Origin of the sequence: Bifidobacterium sp. (assembly GCF_051876855.1) — a bacterium.
Lineage (GTDB): Bacteria > Actinomycetota > Actinomycetes > Actinomycetales > Bifidobacteriaceae > Bifidobacterium.
The window spans coordinates 1-17,345 of sequence record NZ_JBJEIH010000014.1; the positions used below are offsets into that span (position 1 = coordinate 1).

Consider the following 17,345-nt stretch of genomic DNA (forward strand, 5'->3'; position numbering starts at 1 on the left):
TAAAGCGCGACCTTGCCAAGGTCGAGAGCGCGGGTTCGAGTCCCGTTGTCCGCTCCACTATCCCGGGTGTCAAACCCGGGTTTTTGTTTTTCACTGTCGGTTTCCCCTCCCTGGCCCCGCTTCCCCGCCGGGAGCAAGTCAGTTGCCGCGTGCACCGCCATTATCGGGTTTCGCCCCAAGCACCCCTGCACGGGCGAAGGCCGCTCGGTAAATCGACACCAGATCATCCAGCGACTTGGCCGCGTTTGCCGGACTCGTGGACGCGACCGTCATCATCTCCACATCGATACCGAGCCGTTTGAGTCCGGGTTCGACAAGTCTGACGTACAGCTGTCCAGCCTTGCTTCCAGTGGTCATCACCAGCCGTATCGGCGCGCCACGCAATATCATGCCGATGTCATTGGGCTCAGGATTGCGGATGCTGCCGTCGCTCGCCCCCGAAATATCACAGGAGGCAAGCACGTCCCACAATGCGACATGATGGCTCAACGCGAACGCCGCACGCGTGGACGGCTCATGCCCGGGATCGCCGCCGAACACCGCCGCCATAACAGGCCAGAACCGGTTTCTGGGATGCATATAGTAAAAGCCCCGCTCCCTTGATTTCGGGCTCGGCATGCTGCCCAGCACAAGCACTTGCGAAGCCTCGTCCCATACAGGGCCGAATCCGTGAACCACATGTTGCATCATGGAAGGGCATGATACCCACAGGCCTGCTCATGGCAGACAGCGCTCTTCGAATATGTGAAGGGCGCCACACGTGTGAATCCGCGAATCCGCGGAACCACACGCATGGCGCCCCTCGCCGCCCGCTACGGACGTGGCGGCTACGCACGGCCTCCCGTGGGTCAGAACATCGCCGACACGGTGTTGACCATCTCGATCGCAGCCGTCTTGGTCGTCTGCTCCATCGGCTGCAATGCGCCGGCAATCAGCAGAATCGCAACGATAACGGCAATCACGATGCGGTAGATGGCGAACGCGCGGTACGAGAACGTCGAAACGAACTTCAGGAAGCCGATGATCACAACATAACCGACCACGAAGCTGACGACAGTCGCCGCGATAGTCGCACCCCAACCTGGGAAGGTCGGATCAGCAGCGGCCGAACCCACCGATTTCACGGTTTCCAGAATGCCTGCACCGAAGACCGCCGGAATCGCCATCAGGAAGCTCACCCGCACTGCGGCTTCACGGGTGTATCCCATCGCACGGCCGAAAGTGATGGTTCCGCCGGAACGCGACACGCCAGGAATCAAAGCGAGCATCTGTCCGATGCCGAAAATCAGCGCCTCTTTCCAGTTCATCTCGCGAATCGTCTTCTTCTGCGGTGCTTTCGCATCAATCACCCACAGCAGGACGCCGAAGATGATCAGCACCGTCACCGTAATCCACAGGTTGCGCAATGTGGTCTCAATTGCGTCCTGGAACAGCACACCGGCCACGACAATCGGAATGGTGCCGATGATGATGTACCAACCTTCGGCCGCGTCCCTATCCCGCGTGCCGAATCGCTCCTTCCAGTCCCCCGTGACCGGACGGGTGAACAGGCAACGGAACCAGTGTGACAGAATACGCGCGATATCACGACGGAAATACAACAACACCGCAAGTTCAGTACCCAGCTGAATAATCGCGGTGAACGCCGCCCCAGGATCGGTGTGGAGCATCAGCTCGCCGATAATACGAATATGTGCGCTCGACGATACCGGAAGATATTCGGTAAGCGCCTGCACCAAGCCGAGAATAATCGCTTGGAAGAAATTCATGATCCCTCTTATCGTGTCGAATCGATTGTCTATCTGTTTGTCAGTATTGCTTACAGCAGATGACGTGACTACTTTATCCGGTCGTCCGCATATTTCCGCAACACGGTTCAGCTTTGTCGCAAAGAGCACACACAACCGGGAAGGCATACACTGGAATCAACCGATCAGGAGGTTGTTCATATGGCGAAATACCGCAAGAGCAGGATGTTCGCTCCCGCCGGGTTCTTCGAATGCGAGGGCCGCGGGTTGCAATGGTTGGGTCAAGCCCAAGCCCAGGGCGGACCGCGCGTAGTCGACGTCTACGGATGGGGTGACAACTGGCTGGATATCGAGCGTGTCGAAGGCTGCTCGCCCACGCCGAAAGCCGCATACGATTTCGGCGCCGCGCTCGCCCATATGCATGACGCCGGCGCAGCGCATTTCGGGTCGGCTCCGGACGGATACACGGGAACGTGCTATTTCGGCCCGCTACAGGACCCGGTTCCAATGGACACCGGCGACTGGGATGATCCGGTGAGTTATCTGGCGGACGGCAGGCTGAGGCCGATGGTGCAACTGGGCATCCAGCGCGGCGAGCTTACCGACGACGATCTGGCATTGACCAATGAGGTCATCGACCGCCTACCGGATTTGCTGGGACGTGCAGCGGACGACACGCCGGCACGCGTGCACGGGGATCTGTGGAGCGGCAACGTCATGTGGACCCGGGACAGCGGCGATGTGGAGGCCGTGCTCATCGACCCGGCCGCCCATGGCGGACACCGGGAGGAGGATCTCGCGATGTTGAACCTGTTCGGCATGTCGTATCTGCACGAGATCCTCGACGGATATCAGCGTGTGCATCCACTCAAGGCGGGGTGGCAGGACCGCATCACCATCTGGCAGCTCTACCCCATCGCCGGCCACTGCGTGTTCTTCGGCGGCGGGTATGTCAGCGAATACCGCTCGATGTGCCACTCATTGTTGAAATAACCCATTGTTGAAATAACAATGAACTGCGCACTGAGCTCCTTGCCAGTGCACAACCGAATGTGCCCGTTTGCCGTAAATGGGATTCCTGAAAATCCCCTCAACGGCGAACGGGCACCATCATTAAATCATTGAATCACCGAATCGTCACCACATCCGGTATGTGATGGCTGATCAGCCCAAAGCGTCTTTCAGCTTGCTGAAGAAGCCCTTCTTCGCGCTCAACGGCTTGCAGCTTTGCTCGACCTTCGGTTTGTCCCCGTCGTGTCGTTCGCCGAACTGCTCAATCAGTTGGCGTTCATCGTCCTTGAGCTTGGTCGGAATAACCACATTGACATGGATGATCAGGTCGCCGCGGTTCGCCTCACCGAGCTTGGTCGCCCCAAGACCCTTCAAGGTCACGGTTTGTTCCGGTTGGCAGCCTTCGGGAATGTCGAGATGCTGCGAACCGTCGAAAGTGTCGATATCGAGCCCATGGCCAAGCACTGCCCAGCTCATCGGAATCTGCACCCAGCAGTGCAGGTCGTCGCCGTCACGGGTGAATTGCTTGTCAGGCTTGACCCGAATGTCGACATAAAGGTCGCCTGCGGCACCGCCGCCTTCGCCGACTTCTCCCTGATGCGGCAGACGCAGCCTGGTGTCATCATGGACGCCCGCCGGAACGGTGACGCCCACGTCACGGGTGGTCCGCACACGGCCATGCCCCATGCACGCCGGGCAGGGATGCTCGATGATGGTTCCGTGCCCTTCGCAGCGTTCGCAAGGAGCTGAGGTCATCATCTGGCCGAGCATCGTACGCACGACTTTCTGCCGGTACCCCTGTCCGTGGCAGTCGGGACATGTCACTGGCTGGGAACCTTCTGTAGCGCCCGACCCACCGCATTCCTGGCACAGGCCGAAGGTGTTGATCTTCACATGGGCGACACCACCGAACACCGCGGTCTTCAAATCGATGGACGTTCTGGCGAGCGCATCTCTTCCCGGCTGGGTGCGTGGGGTGGGGCCTTGCGAAGCGCCGCCACCGAAAGCGCCGCCGAAGAATTGTCCGAAGATGTCGCCGACATCGCCCATATCGAAACCGGCCGCCCCGGACCCGAAACCGCTTGACGGGTCATTCGGGTCGACGCCCTGGTCGTACATCCGGCGTTTGTCAGGGTTGGACAGCACTTCGTAAGCGCTGTTGACCTCCTTGAATTTGTCCTCGAATTCCGGGCCGGCGATATCAGGATGGTACTTGCGGCTCATCTTGCGATAGGCCTTTTTGATTTCCTCTTCGCTGGCCGTGCGTTCCACGCCCAGGACCTCGTAGTAGTCTGCCACTGCTTATTTCCTTTGGTTGGTTTCTGCAAGTATTGTGTCACAGCCCTATGTCAGCTGTCTGCGTCTGTCGCGTCTTCGCCGATGATCCCCGTGAGGTATCTGGCGACCGCCCGGACCGCGGCCATGGTCGTGACGTAATCCATATGCGTGGGGCCGATTGACCCGACGAATGCGACAGGCTTGCCGGCTTGCGCGCATGCCGAGCCGTCGGAGACGGTCGCGTTGATATGCCCGTATCCGCTGGTGACGACGGAGGCGTGCATGAGTTCGGGGGTGTGCGTTTCCGATCCGATGGCGACGCCCACGCCGTTTTCCGTGACTTCCTCGCTCAGTGAATTCATGAGTCTCATGATGACGACCTGCTCCTCGAGTGCGTCGAGCAGTGGGGCCATCTCCGTTCCGGAATGCTGGTGGGCGAGTTTCGATGTACCTGCCATATACATGTCGGTGGCCTGTTCGTCTTCCGCCATGCTGGTCAGTGCGCGGGACAGTGACTGTGCCAGTGCAGACAGTTCGCCGTGTTCAACGGTTTTGCCAAGGGCGACGATGGTTTTCGCCGCCAAGGTCAGGGATTGTCCGACGCAGCGCGCGTTGACCTTCTCCGAGAAGGTCGCCAGCAATTCTGTTGAAGGCAACGGGTGTACTTCCAAAGTATGCTGGGCGACTCTTCCGGTATCGGTGATGATGACCGCAAGCAGTTTGTTCATGGATACAGGGACGATTTCGACGTGCCTGAGCGTGGATTTCGACAACGCCGGGGAGGCGACGACCGCCACCTGCCCGGTGATGCGAGCAAGCAATCGGGCGGCGCGCTGCAAGGTGTCCTCAAGGCTGACGGAGCCGCCGAGGAAGTTGCCAATCGCCCTGCGTTGCGCCGGTGACAGGGGAACGACGGTCGCAAGACGGTCGACAAAGTATCGGTATCCTTTTTCGGTCGGCACTCGGCCGGCGGATGTGTGGGGCTGGACCAAATAGCCTTCGTCTTCCAGTGCTGCCATATCGTTGCGCACGGTCGCCGAGCTCACACCGAGATGGTGGTTCCGTGTCAGCGATGTCGAGCCGACCGGCTCCTGTGAACGGATGTAGTCCTCCACCACGGCGCGCAGGACCAGCATGCGTCTCGATTGCGTCATATGCGCGCCTCCTTGTTCTGCGTTCTATGTTCTTTGTCGTTCTCGCGCTTCACGTTCAGTGAAAATGCTTCTGTCGGGGCCATGCCGGTCTCCCGGATGCGCGGGCAGGTGCACGTCTTATGTATCGGTGCATACGACACAGGCATGATTTCTGATGAGAAGTCGATATATATTGTCTTAGCACTCCCGAGTCAAGAGTGCTAATCGGTTCATCGACAGGGAAATCCGCACAAACGACATGTTCGTTTGCGCCAACAAGAGCACACGAATGTGCCATAACACGCCAAAAGCGCACCCCGAAGTCTGATGCAATAGTTAGCATGGAAGGGCAATGTGAGGGCGTCCGTGGCGCGGCACAAGCCGAATGCGCGGCCACCCGAAGTATTGGAAGGAAAGTAGATCACCTATGACCGATTTCACCTGGTCTGAATTGGACGAGCGCGCCGTCAAGATGGCGAAGGTCCTCTCCGCCGACGCCGTCGAGCGTGCTGGACACGGCCACCCCGGCTCCCCTGTGTCCCTGGCTCCGATTGCCTACACGCTGTATCAGCACTACATCAAGCACGATCCGAACGATCCCAAGTGGGCCGGACGTGATCGCTTCATCCTCTCCGGTGGCCATGCTTCGCTCACGCAGTACGTGCAGCTGTTCTTCTCCGGCTACGGCCTGACGCTGGACGACCTTAAGTACTTCCGCGGCGGCGCCGACACCCGTACCCCGGGCCATCCTGAGTACGGCCTGACCCCGGGCATCGAAATGACCACCGGCCCGCTCGGCCAGGGTCTCGCTTCCGCCGTCGGTTTCGCATACGGCCAGCGCTTCGAGCGCGGCCTGCTCGACCCGGATGCCGCCGAGGGCACCTCTCCGTTCGATCACAAGGTGTGGGTCATCTGCGGTGAAGGTGACGTCGAGGAGGGCGTTTCCTCCGAAGCCGGCTCGCTCGCGGGCAACCAGAAGCTCGGCAACCTCTTCGTGATCTTCGATGCGAACCACATCCAGATCGAAGGCGACACCAAGCTCACCTTCTCTGAGGACATCCTCAAGCGTTACGAGGCCTATGGCTGGTACACCGACGAAGTGTCCTTCATCCAGCCTGACGGCTCCTACAAGGAGGACGTCGAGGCTCTCGCCGCGGCCATCGACAAGGCCGAGACCGTCACCGACCGTCCGCACTTCATCAAGGTCGACACTCTCATTGCATGGCCGACCCCGGGCAAGACCAACAACGAGGCTTCCCACGGCTCCAAGCTCGGTGCTGAGGCCGTCGCCGGCCTGAAGAAGGAACTCGGCTTCGACCCGGACGTCGACTTCCCGATCGACGAGGAAGCCCTCGCCCATGCCCGCAAGGTCGCCGAGCGCGGTCTCGAGGCTCACAAGGAGTGGGACGAGAAGTTCGCCGCCTGGCAGAAGGCCAACCCGGACAAGGCCGCCCTGTATGAGCGCATCAAGGCGCACAAGCTGCCTGAAGGCTTCGACGAGGCCATCGACGCCTTCGAAGCCGCCCAGGAAGTCGGCAAGGGTGTCGCCACCCGTAAGTCCTCCGGCCAGGTCCTCAACGCCATCGCTGAGGTCATGCCTGAGCTGTGGGGCGGTTCCGCCGATCTCGGTGGCTCCAACAACACCAACATCAACGGCGCCAAGTCCTTCGGCCCGTCCTCCGACGAGACCCGCACCTGGCCTGAGCAGTCCGAGTACGGCCGCCAGCTGCACTTCGGCGTGCGCGAGTTCGCTATGGGCGCCATCACCAACGGCATCCTGCTCGGCTCAGATACCCGTCCGTTCAACGGCACGTTCTTCCAGTTCTCCGACTATGAGCGCCCGGCCGTGCGTCTGGCCGCACTCATGGAGATTCCGAACCTGTACGTGTGGACCCATGATTCCGTCGCCCTCGGCGAGGACGGCCCGACCCACCAGCCGATCGAGCATCTGGCCGCTTTCCGCGCCATGCCGCAGCTCGAGGTTGTGCGTCCTGCCGACGCGTATGAGACCGCTGAGGCCTACCGCTACTTCTTCGAGAAGAAGAATACCCTGCCGACCGCGATGATCCTCACCCGTCAGGGTGTGCCGACGCTCGCCGAGACCAAGGACAAGGCGAAGGACGGTGTCCGCAAGGGCGCTTACGTGCTCGTCGACACCGAGGGCACCCCGGACGTGATCGTCATGGCTTCCGGTTCCGAGGTCCAGTGGGCCGTGGCCGCCGCCAAGACCCTCGCCGCTGAAGGCATCAAGGCCCGCGTCGTGTCCTTCCCGTCCATGGAATGGTTCGAGGAGCAGGACGACGAGTACAAGGAGGAGATCCTCCCGGCCGGTGTCAAGGCCCGCGTCTCCATCGAGGCCGGCGTTGCCATGCCGTGGTACAAGTACCTCGGTGCTTACGGCAAGGCCATCTCCATCGAGCAGTTCGGCCTGCAGGGTGACGGCGCCCAGAACATGATCGATCTGGGTATCACCGCCGAGCACGTCGTGGAGGCTGCCAAGGCTTCCATCGCCGAAGTGAACGCCTGATTCCGTTCATTTCACCACGGGAGGGTACCTTGACTTCGCGTAAAGGAAACCTCAAGGTACCCTCCCATATAGAATAAATGTGTTCCCATTTAGGAATATCAAGGAGTAACACAACATGACTGAAGCAACTCAGCGCACCAGCGACAACGGTGTTTCCATTTGGCTGGACGACCTGTCCCGCACCCGCATCGAGTCCGGCTCCCTGCAGGACCTCATCAAGAACAAGAACGTCGTTGGCGTGACCACCAACCCGTCCATCTTCCAGAAGGCCCTCTCCCAGGTCGGCCCGTACGATGCACAGCTCAAGGAGCTCGGCAAGGTCGACGTTGAGACCGCCGTGCGCGAGCTGACCACCACCGACGTGCGCAACGCGACCGATATCTTCCGTGATATCGCTGAGGCCACGGACTTCGTCGACGGCCGCGTCTCCATCGAAGTGGACCCGCGTCTTGCTCATGAGACCGAAGCCACCGAGAAGCAGGCTGTGGAACTGTGGGAGAAGGTCAACCGCCCGAACGCTATGATCAAGATCCCGGCGACCCTCGAGGGCCTTCCGGCCATCACCGCCACGCTCGCCAAGGGCATCTCCGTCAACGTGACGCTGATCTTCTCCATCGAGCGCTATGAGCAGGTCATCGACGCCTTCATCGAGGGCATCGCCCAGGCTGACGCCAACGGCCACGACCTCAAGCACATCGGCTCCGTCGCTTCCTTCTTCGTGTCCCGCGTGGACACCGCTGTCGACAAGCTGCTCGAAGCCAACGGCTCCGACGAGGCCAAGGCCCTTGAAGGCAAGGCCGCTGTCGCCAACGCTCGCCTGGCTTACAAGCTCTTCGAGGATAAGTTCGCGAACGATCCTCGCTGGGCCGCTCTCGAGGCCAAGGGTGCCAAGAAGCAGCGTCCGCTGTGGGCTTCCACCGGTACCAAGAACGCCGCGTACTCTGATTGCAAGTATGTCGACGAGCTCGTCGCCCCGCACGTGGTCAACACCATGCCGGAGAAGACCCTGAACGCTCTCGCCGATCACGGCAACGGCGCTCCGTCCATCAAGGGCACCTATGAGGAGTCCCAGGCCATCATGGACAAGCTCGCTGCTCTCGGCATCAACATCAAGGATGTCACCGACCAGCTCGAGGCTGACGGTGTCGCCAAGTTCATCGCCTCTTGGGATTCCGTGCTGGCTGACGTCCAGTCCGGCATCGACCGTGTCAACGGCTGAGATCGTGAATCCACGCTGATGTAACTCATCAGTAGGACGATAACGCAACTGGCCCCGCTTCCCCGCTTTGGGAGGCGGGGCCAGTTGCGTTTTGGACGGAAACTGATACCGACACGTGCAGGCTCGGTGAGACGCGGTACAATGCGGGACTTGCAGGTCGGTAATCCTCTGTTTGCTGATGACGCCCATTGTGACATCGTTGTCACTGCACACCTGACCTATCTGCTTCTACCGACGCTGACAGTGGTCTCAGCGTCGGTAGAAGCAGAAAGAAGCAGCGGATACATGTAGAACCAGAGCGGGAACCGTCCGCCACTGCACAAAACAGCTACGGATACCACGACGTCAGCGCCGCTAGTTTGTAGTGCCACACAAACTGGCAATGGAAAGGGCCGTCCCAGCGTCACCAGTTTGTACCCTCATCACAAACTAGTGACGAAAAGGCGCTCTCAGTGTAGACAGTTTGTGGAGCATCACCAATGGACTACGCATCATGTATGCCAAACGGCACTGCTCGTATGCGATGACAGCGCGTGCATGCCGCCATCGCATACGGCCATACGGTTCCCGCCGCAGCAGGAACCGCAGTTTCGCTCTCGGCTGATTATTGATGATAAGTGGCCAGGAAATTGCGAAGCTTGGTGGTGGCGTCCTTGAGCACTTCGATTCTCGGCAGGTAGACCACACGGAAGTGATCGGGCTGCTGCCAATTGAACCCACTGCCCTGCACGATGAGGAGCTTCTGTTCGCGCAATAGATCCAGCGCGAACTTCTCGTCGTCCTTGATGCCGAACCGTTTGACATCCAGCTTCGGGAAGATGTAGAACGCGGCTTTCGGCTTGACCGCCGACACGCCCGGAATCGAGTTCAATGCCTCATAGATGTATTCGCGCTGCTCGTAGATCCTGCCGCCCGGAACGATATAGTCGTTGACGCTTTGATGGCCGCCGAGCGCGGTCTGGATGATGGATTGCGCTGGGACGTTCGAGCAGATGCGCATGTTCGTCAGCATGTTCAATCCCTCGATATAGTCCTTCGCAATCTCCTTGTTGCCGCTGAGTACCATCCAGCCGACGCGGTATCCGGCGATCATGTGGGATTTCGACAGTCCTGAGAAGGTGACGCAGAACAGGTCGGGCGCCATGGACGCGATGGAGACATGCTTGAGACCGTCCATCACCAAGCGGTCGTAGATTTCGTCGGAGAAAATCATGAGCTGATGCTCACGGGCGAGTTCAACGATCTGCTGCAGCACTTCCGGCGGGTACAACGCGCCGGTCGGATTGTTCGGGTTGATGATGACAATCGCCTTGGTGCGGTCGGTGATTTTGCGCCGCATATCCTCGATATCGGGATACCATTCCGACTGCTCGTCGCACACGTAATGCACGGCTGTACCGCCCGCCAGCGTGACGCACGCCGTCCACAAGGGATAATCAGGCGAAGGCACCAGCACCTCGTCACCGTTGTCAAGCAACGCCGACATGCTCAGATTGATCAGTTCGCTCACGCCGTTGCCCGTATAAATCCCGTCGATGCTGACATTCGGGATGTTCTTGAGCTGCGCGTATTGCATAATCGCCTTGCGGGCGGAGAACAGGCCTTTCGAATCGGAATAGCCCTCGCAATCAGTCAGCTGCTGTGCCATGTCGTATACGACTTCATCAGGCGTGCGGAAGCCGAACGGCGCCGGATTGCCGATATTGAGCTTGAGGACATGGGTTCCGGAGGCTTCCATTCGCGCCGCTTCGTCGACGACAGGTCCTCTGACATCATAGAGCACGTTATCAAGCTTCGATGACTTGCCGAAATGCCGCATGGTAGTTCCTTTCGTTGATGCAGCCTTGACGTCGGGATGCTCAGGCGAGCTCTCGCCGGATTCCGGGGATGTGGAAGCATCCGGCTCCCTGCGGGCCATCTCGTCGCTGTCCCCCATAAGCCACGAGGCACTCACGCCGAGCATATCAGCCAAGGCGTTGACAGTTTCGGTACGCGGGACGGTTTTTCCGCTCACATACTGGCTGACATGGCTTTTCCCGAGATGCACGCCGAATTCGGGTGCACGCCTGACGATGTCTATCTGCTTGAGGTGGCGTTGGTTCATCGCCTGGGTGAGCCGTTGTGCGAACAATCCTTCTGCCATAACACTCCAGAGTTCAACGTATGTTCAATCTCATCAGGAACTATAGCACAACTCCGGGAAACAATGAACCGGCAAGTCTGAAATTGAACCATACGAGGTTATGGGAAGTTCAATTTGATTCCGGTGGCATCGCCATCGCCATCGCCATTTGGGATGTTCATGCCACCGGAGGATGTTCACATCCCCCAGTGTTGTTCAATCCATTGGGCCACACCGTCGTCATTATTCGACGGACAGATGTCGTCCGCGATGGCCAACACTTTGGGATTCGCGTTCGACACCGCCACACCGGTTCCCGAGCGTCGCATCATCGCGATGTCAATCAGATCGTCGCCGAACGCGACGGTCTGCGACAGCAGGATGTTCATCGATGCGCAAATACGTTCCAGCGACCGTTCCTTGTTCGCCTGCGGGTTCATCAGCATCCACATCGACCCTTCGGAGATGCTCACCGAAAAATCGTCCGGGACAAGCCCACCCAACACCGACCACTGGTGCGGATCGGGAAAGATGATGATCTTGTCGGCCACGCCATCGGGTACATCCGTGAAATCCGTGATGACGAAGGTCTGCGTTTTCCAGTAGACGCTGACATCGAAATTCGTATACCGGACGTCGTCCATGACGATGCCGATCTTCAACCCCGGCAATTCATGGACAAGATACCTGCACACCTCACATGCGCGTCGGGATGAGAACCCGATTTTCATCAGATGCCCATCATCGGGCAGTACACCGCTGGTGAGCATGTCAACGTCGGACACCGATGGATTGGTGTCGATCAGTGCACCGTTGAGGTAGATGCACGCGTCGACGGGCAGTTTGTCGACGACATCGTATCCAGTGCTCACCGGACGCGCCGTCGCCACGGCGAATCGGATGCCGGCGTCATGCATCCGCCACACGGCGTCGATGGAATGCTTGGTGAGATACCGTTCCTCGAAGGTCGGGGCATCGTGCATCAACGTTCCGTCGAGATCGGCGACGACCAAACGCACGGGTGTATCGGCGGAACAATCCCGGCTGTCAGCGTGGTTCATGGTTTCTCCATATTCATGTCTGTCCTCGTATTCAGGACGGTCACAGGTAGTATCCCTTCCCAATCCGGATGATGATGCCGTCTCAATCATTGTTGCTTCCTCTCCCCCAGCACACCGATATTCGGTTTCCCGACGGCGCGATTGCCGTCGCAGTGAGCAGCGAGATCCCGCCGCATTGGGACAGTCCGATTGGATAGTCCAACGGATACAAAATCCGCCCTGTCTCCGCATGGGGAACAGGGCGGTTTCATGACGATGCCGTGCTGATATCAGCTGATATCTATCGCGCTGAATTGCCGTGACGATAGCGAAGGAACCGGCGAGACAACAAGTGTGTCGTCTTTGTGCCGGAATCCCACAACGATTCAGCCGCCGATATTGAATTTGGTGAACAAATCGAGGGTGATGATCAGAGCGACCCAAAGCACCGCGATAATCACCGTCCAACGGTTCAGGTTCTTCTCGGCGACGCCTGAAGAGCCCGCGTTCTGGGTGAGACCGCCGCCGAACATGTCGGAAAGGCCGCCGCCCTTGCCCTTATGCATAAGAATGAGCAGCGTCAACAGGAAGCTGAGTACAACGACCAGAATCTGGATAACCAGCTTGAGAACAGCCAAACCTGACACGAGTTGAACCTCCATTGTGTGTAACTTGTCTAAGCATAGCGCAACCACGGGATTTTGGCATGCTAACCCCGAAAAGGAAAGGCATCCTGACAAACGGCAAGGATATTCTGCGCCAAACCAATTCCCGCCGAATGCGGCCCCATGCTACTTGCGCCCAGAAGCCCCGGATTTCGCCACAAGCCGTACGATCTTGGCAAGTTCCTCCGCGTGCAGAGACGCGCCGCCTACCAGGAAACCATCGACATCGGGCTGGGCAATCAATTGGGACGCGTTCTTCGAGGTCACCGACCCGCCATATAGAATACGCAGGCTCGCGGCAGTCTCATCGCCGAAGGTCTCGCGGATATCGTCACGAATGGCCTTGGCTGCGTCCTGGGCTGACTGCGGAGTCGCCACCATGCCGGTGCCAATTGCCCATACCGGCTCGTATGCAATCAACAGTTTCGTGGCTTCTTCCACCGACAGGTCACGGGTCACGTCCCGCACTTGGCCGACGGCGAAATCAAGCTCGATGCCCTGTTTGCGTTCCTCGTAGCTTTCGCCCACGCACAGGATGGGTCGCATGCCGGCTGCGAGCACGGCGCGGACCTGATCGACGATATTCGCGTCATCTTCCGGATGGTATTTGCGACGTTCCGAATGGCCGACAATCACATACGAGCACCCCAGTGCCGCCAACATATCGGCGGAAACGTCACCGGTAAACGCCCCTTGCGAAGTCACGGACACGGATTGCGCACCGTATTTGATGGGCAGGTCGTCGGCTTCGACCAGCACCTGGACGCTGCGAATCGATGTGAACGACGGCATCAACGCGACCTCGCACGTGCGTGGGTCCACATGCGCGTCCCGCAGCAGCCATGCGAATTTCTGGACGAAATAGGTCGCCTCGAGATGATTGAAGTTCATCTTCCAGTTCCCCGCGACCAGTGGAATCCGATTCACCGCCATACCTTCTCCATCCTTGTCAACAACCCCGACGCCGCATTCCGATGACGATACGTGGGCGACACCGGGGAAATACGTGTGCGGGCACGCCGGTCACGACATGCCCGCACACGGTTCGCCGTACCGGCGAATTACTCGAGCACCTTCAGGCCCGGAAGCTCCTTGCCCTCGAGGAACTCAAGGGAAGCGCCGCCACCGGTGGAGATGTGGGAGAAGCCGTCCTCCGGGAAGCCGAGGTTGCGCACAGCGGAAGCGGAATCGCCGCCGCCGACGATGGTGAACGCACCGGCCTTGGTCGCATCGACCAGACCCTGCGCCACGGCGCGAGTGCCCTCGGCGAACTGAGCGACCTCAAAGACGCCCATCGGGCCGTTCCACACAACCGTCTTGGAATCGACGATCTTGTCATGGAACAGCTTCTGGGAATCCGGACCGATGTCCAGACCCATCTTGTCTGCCGGAATGGCGTCGGCCTTCACGACCTCCGGAGCGATCGGGGTGTCGCCAGCCGGGAAGCCGGCGTTCACGACGATATCAGTCGGCAGCACGAGCTCAACACCGGTCTTCTCGGCGGTCTCGATGTAACCCTTGACCGTTTCGAGCTGATCTTCCTCGAGCAGCGAGGTGCCGACCTCATAGCCCTTGGCCTTGAGGAAGGTATAGACCATGCCGCCGCCGATGACCAGACGGTTGGCGCTGCCGAGCAGGTTCTCGATAACGCCGAGCTTGTCGGAGACCTTGGAACCGCCGAGCACAACCGTCAACGGGCGCTCCGGGTTCTCGGTGGCGCGGGATAGCGCCTTGACTTCCTTCTCGACCAGCAGGCCGGCCGCGGAAGGCAGGAACTTGGCGATGGAGTAATTGGAGCCCTGGGCACGGTGCACGACACCGAAGCCGTCGGAGACGAACACGTCGCCAAGTTCGGCGATCTTCTTCGCATAGGCGTCGCGCTCGGCTTCGTCCTTGCTGGTCTCTTCAGGGTTGAAACGCACATTCTGCAGCAGCACGACGTCACCGTCGTTCATCGCTGCGACCTTGGCATGGGCGTCCTGGCCATAAGTGTCCTCGGCGAGCGGGACATCGACGCCCAGCAGCTCGCCAAGACGCTTGGCGACTGGCGCGAGAGACAGTTCAGGAACAACCTTGCCCTTCGGACGGCCGAGATGCGCCATGAGGATGACCTTGGCGCCGTCGGCGCGCAAAGCCTTGATGGTCGGCAGGGCGGCACGGATACGGCCGTCATCGGTGATCGTGGTGCCATCCAGCGGAACGTTGAAATCCGCGCGGACGAGAACGCGCTTGCCCTTGAGATCTCCAAGATCCTTCAGTGTCTTCATGAATATCCTTTCCTAACCGCATGCCACACAGGCCATACGGGAAGATGGTGACGTGACTACGCCAATTGCGATGATACAGGCAACGAAGAACAAAAGGCGTCATCCTTCGCGTGCAGCGAGAAGGATGACGCCGTCAAAAAGTCGAAAACGCAACTGCGTCGCGAAACGAGGGGCTCACAACCCCTGTTGCCGCGCATTCTGGACTTTCTCCGCTTTCTGCAGCAACCGCCGGATGCGGCCTGCGATCGCGTCCTTGCTGATGGGGGGATCAGCAAGACGTCCGAGCTCCTCCAGGCTGGCGTCACGGTGATCGAGGCGAAGCTGCCCCGCCGCACGCAGTTTCGGCGGAATATCGTCACCGAGAATTTCGAAGGCGTTGCGCACTTTTTCGGTCGCTTCGGCCGCGGCTTTCGCGCTGCGGCGCATATTGGCGTCATCGAAATTCGCCAGACGATTCGTCTTGCCACGCGGTTCGCCGTCGGTGCGCTTACCGGTCCATTCCCTTGCGGACTGGGGTGCGCCGATTAGGTTGAGCAGCCGCTCGATGGCATCCGGATCTCGAAGGGTCACACGCTCCGAGCTGCGCACCTGACGTGTTTTCGCGCTGATGCCCAGACGGTGCGCTGCGCCCTGAAGCGCCAACGCCGCCTCATGGGTCGGGCAGATGACCTCAAGATAACCTGCCGTGCCGATGTCCGAGATACGGCCGTGTGCCATGAACGCACCACGCCATGCGGCTTTGATCTGCGGGATTTTCCCGTTCACAATCTCAGGCGGCAGGCCGCGGACCACGCGATGGATGCGCGGATTGTACAGTCCCAACCAGACGGCCAGTCCCATCGCTCCGTGATCGACGACGACGTTGTACCGCTGGATGATCTGGCCCTGTGGGGTCTTACGACGGACAGACTTGATGACCGCGTCGAATTTCGGCTGTTTGGCGCCGTTCTGCTCGTGCAACGGCTGTCTCTTCGCGACTTCCTGAGCCTGGTGCTGGAACTGGTTGACAATGGCGTTGCGCAACCATTTCGCCGCTTCCAGCGAATCGAACTGTGCGAACAACACAACCTGTTTGCTGCTGGTCTGACGCAGGCCGCCGCCAAATTGGAACATGGCTGCAGCCTGTGCCACCATTGCAGCTGGCAGGTCATCGTTAATCGTGGCGAGTTCGCTATTGACATCATCGAGAAGAGCCAAGAGCCAACCTCCTACTTCCTGTTTCTCTTCACTGCCTCTGCAACATGCCGGCATAATCCGGCAAGGTGGCAACGTGTAACTGTGATATCCAATATCTTGGACAAGATTACGACAAGCCGTGTAAATTCAGCTTGCGGCTTTTCGCCATGCGGTCAGGCCTGGTGCAGATGACGATGCAGCTCGCGCGCGGACACCGTCACGGACAATCCCTGCGCGCGCAGACGCTCAGCCAGCGCATTGCTCATGGCCACCGAACGATGCTGACCGCCGGTGCAACCGATTGCGATGGTGACATAATGCTTGTCCTCGCGCGCATACCCTTCGATTGCGATGCTGATGGCTCGCTGGTAAGCGTCGAGGAACTCCTTGGCGCCGTCACTGGAGAGTACATAGTCGCTCACCGGTTTGTCAAGACCGGTCAACTCACGCAGAGAAGGCACCCAATACGGATTGGGCAGGAATCTGACATCCGCCACGAAATCGGCGTCAATCGGGATGCCATATTTGAACCCGAAGCTGAAGATATGGACCGAAACCGTGGTGGGGCCGGACCCGAGCAAAGCTTCATACAGTTTGGTGGACAGCTGATGGATGCTGAGCGACGACGTGTCGATCACCATATCCGCATGTTCCTTGAGATTGGCGAGCAACGTACGTTCTTCGAGAATACCGTCGATCAGCCGGTTGCCATGCTGGAGCGGATGCGGGCGGCGGACGGACTCGTACCGTTTGATCAACACTTCGTTGCTCGCGTCGAGGAACAGGATGCGCGTCTTGACGCCCAGGTCGTCCAGATGGCTGAGTACCTCGGACAGATCGTCGAAGTAGCTGCGGGAGCGAACGTCCACCACGGCTGCGAGCTTGTGGACCTTCGAACCGGAGGACGTCATCATATCGACCAGCGGGATCAGGAGTTTCGGCGGCATGTTGTCGACGACGTACCATCCCATATCTTCGAGCGCATCCGCGGCATGCGTACGCCCGGCTCCGCTCATGCCGGTGATGAGCAGCACCTCGAAGGAATCGGCGGGATCCGGTCGATCGCCATTCCCCGTGGCGGCGGTCGCAGGGCTTTGTTCGCTCGTTTCAGCCATTCAGTGCCTCCAATAACGCTTCTCTCATTGCATCTTCCAGCGGG

General features: G+C 59.5%; 14 protein-coding genes. 3 read left to right on the forward strand and 11 right to left on the reverse strand.

All coding sequences use genetic code 11. The features are described 5' to 3' along the window. Positions 1-138: 138 nt before the first annotated feature. Complete coding sequence (locus tag ACI38B_RS00700) at positions 139-690, reverse strand: DNA-deoxyinosine glycosylase (protein WP_439729118.1); 552 nt, start codon at positions 688-690, stop codon at positions 139-141. 158 nt (positions 691-848) lie between these two features. Beyond that, the gene (locus ACI38B_RS00705; protein WP_439729119.1) at positions 849-1,769 is read right to left on the reverse strand and encodes an undecaprenyl-diphosphate phosphatase; all 921 of its coding nucleotides are present in this window, start codon (positions 1,767-1,769) and stop codon (positions 849-851) included. Between the two features lie 180 nt (positions 1,770-1,949). Here ACI38B_RS00705 and ACI38B_RS00710 point away from each other — a divergent pair, with 180 nt between their 5' ends. Next, positions 1,950-2,741, forward strand: a complete 792-nt coding sequence (locus ACI38B_RS00710) for a fructosamine kinase family protein (protein WP_033505637.1) — start codon at positions 1,950-1,952, stop codon at positions 2,739-2,741. 171 nt (positions 2,742-2,912) lie between these two features. Here ACI38B_RS00710 and dnaJ read toward each other — a convergent pair whose 3' ends face one another. Both dnaJ and hrcA read right to left on the reverse strand, forming a co-directional pair. Then, positions 2,913-4,058: a molecular chaperone DnaJ gene (gene dnaJ, locus ACI38B_RS00715; protein WP_439729120.1), complete on the reverse strand. Its 1,146-nt coding sequence runs from the start codon at positions 4,056-4,058 to the stop codon at positions 2,913-2,915. A gap of 50 nt (positions 4,059-4,108) precedes the next feature. Then, positions 4,109-5,191, reverse strand: coding sequence for a heat-inducible transcriptional repressor HrcA (gene hrcA, locus ACI38B_RS00720; RefSeq protein ID WP_439729121.1), 1,083 nt, complete (start codon positions 5,189-5,191; stop codon positions 4,109-4,111). Positions 5,192-5,597: 406 nt separating this feature from the next. Here hrcA and tkt point away from each other — a divergent pair, with 406 nt between their 5' ends. Together tkt and tal are read left to right on the forward strand one after the other, a co-directional pair. Next, positions 5,598-7,697, forward strand: coding sequence for a transketolase (tkt, locus tag ACI38B_RS00725; protein ID WP_015450594.1), 2,100 nt, complete (start codon positions 5,598-5,600; stop codon positions 7,695-7,697). Between the two features lie 115 nt (positions 7,698-7,812). Further along, positions 7,813-8,916 (forward strand): transaldolase, encoded by a 1,104-nt coding sequence (tal, locus tag ACI38B_RS00730; protein ID WP_015450595.1) that lies wholly within the window; start codon positions 7,813-7,815, stop codon positions 8,914-8,916. Between the two features lie 604 nt (positions 8,917-9,520). On the opposite strand, the gene ACI38B_RS00735 is transcribed toward tal, so the two are convergent. From ACI38B_RS00735 to rapZ, 7 genes are all read right to left on the reverse strand, one after another. Further along, positions 9,521-11,059 (reverse strand): aminotransferase class I/II-fold pyridoxal phosphate-dependent enzyme, encoded by a 1,539-nt coding sequence (locus ACI38B_RS00735; protein ID WP_439729122.1) that lies wholly within the window; start codon positions 11,057-11,059, stop codon positions 9,521-9,523. A 176-nt stretch (positions 11,060-11,235) separates the two neighbouring features. Continuing rightward, the gene (locus ACI38B_RS00740) at positions 11,236-12,099 is read right to left on the reverse strand and encodes an HAD family hydrolase (protein WP_439729123.1); all 864 of its coding nucleotides are present in this window, start codon (positions 12,097-12,099) and stop codon (positions 11,236-11,238) included. A gap of 365 nt (positions 12,100-12,464) precedes the next feature. Next, complete coding sequence (gene secG, locus ACI38B_RS00745) at positions 12,465-12,716, reverse strand: preprotein translocase subunit SecG (RefSeq protein WP_015450598.1); 252 nt, start codon at positions 12,714-12,716, stop codon at positions 12,465-12,467. A 153-nt stretch (positions 12,717-12,869) separates the two neighbouring features. Further along, a complete protein-coding gene (tpiA, locus tag ACI38B_RS00750) occupies positions 12,870-13,676 on the reverse strand; it encodes a triose-phosphate isomerase (protein ID WP_439729124.1) in 807 nt (268 codons plus the stop codon). 128 nt (positions 13,677-13,804) lie between these two features. Next, positions 13,805-15,010 (reverse strand): phosphoglycerate kinase, encoded by a 1,206-nt coding sequence (locus ACI38B_RS00755; protein ID WP_029576710.1) that lies wholly within the window; start codon positions 15,008-15,010, stop codon positions 13,805-13,807. A gap of 174 nt (positions 15,011-15,184) precedes the next feature. Next, positions 15,185-16,207: a DNA-binding protein WhiA gene (gene whiA / locus ACI38B_RS00760; RefSeq protein WP_439729125.1), complete on the reverse strand. Its 1,023-nt coding sequence runs from the start codon at positions 16,205-16,207 to the stop codon at positions 15,185-15,187. Positions 16,208-16,359: 152 nt separating this feature from the next. Further along, positions 16,360-17,301, reverse strand: coding sequence for an RNase adapter RapZ (gene rapZ, locus ACI38B_RS00765; protein WP_439729126.1), 942 nt, complete (start codon positions 17,299-17,301; stop codon positions 16,360-16,362). Between the last annotated feature and the right edge of the window lie 44 nt (positions 17,302-17,345).

Excerpts from the sequence above, each read along its gene's own strand:
- ACI38B_RS00700 (WP_439729118.1), bottom strand. The coding sequence starts at position 690 with ATGATGCAACATGTGGTTCACGGATTCGGCCCTGTATGGGACGAGGCT.
- ACI38B_RS00705 (WP_439729119.1), bottom strand. The coding sequence starts at position 1,769 with ATGAATTTCTTCCAAGCGATTATTCTCGGCTTGGTGCAGGCGCTTACC.
- ACI38B_RS00710 (WP_033505637.1), top strand. The coding sequence starts at position 1,950 with ATGGCGAAATACCGCAAGAGCAGGATGTTCGCTCCCGCCGGGTTCTTC.
- hrcA (WP_439729121.1), bottom strand. The coding sequence starts at position 5,191 with ATGACGCAATCGAGACGCATGCTGGTCCTGCGCGCCGTGGTGGAGGAC.
- tkt (WP_015450594.1), top strand. The coding sequence starts at position 5,598 with ATGACCGATTTCACCTGGTCTGAATTGGACGAGCGCGCCGTCAAGATG.
- tal (WP_015450595.1), top strand. The coding sequence starts at position 7,813 with ATGACTGAAGCAACTCAGCGCACCAGCGACAACGGTGTTTCCATTTGG.
- ACI38B_RS00735 (WP_439729122.1), bottom strand. The coding sequence starts at position 11,059 with ATGGCAGAAGGATTGTTCGCACAACGGCTCACCCAGGCGATGAACCAA.
- ACI38B_RS00740 (WP_439729123.1), bottom strand. The coding sequence starts at position 12,099 with ATGAACCACGCTGACAGCCGGGATTGTTCCGCCGATACACCCGTGCGT.
- tpiA (WP_439729124.1), bottom strand. The coding sequence starts at position 13,676 with ATGGCGGTGAATCGGATTCCACTGGTCGCGGGGAACTGGAAGATGAAC.
- ACI38B_RS00755 (WP_029576710.1), bottom strand. The coding sequence starts at position 15,010 with ATGAAGACACTGAAGGATCTTGGAGATCTCAAGGGCAAGCGCGTTCTC.
- rapZ (WP_439729126.1), bottom strand. The coding sequence starts at position 17,301 with ATGGCTGAAACGAGCGAACAAAGCCCTGCGACCGCCGCCACGGGGAAT.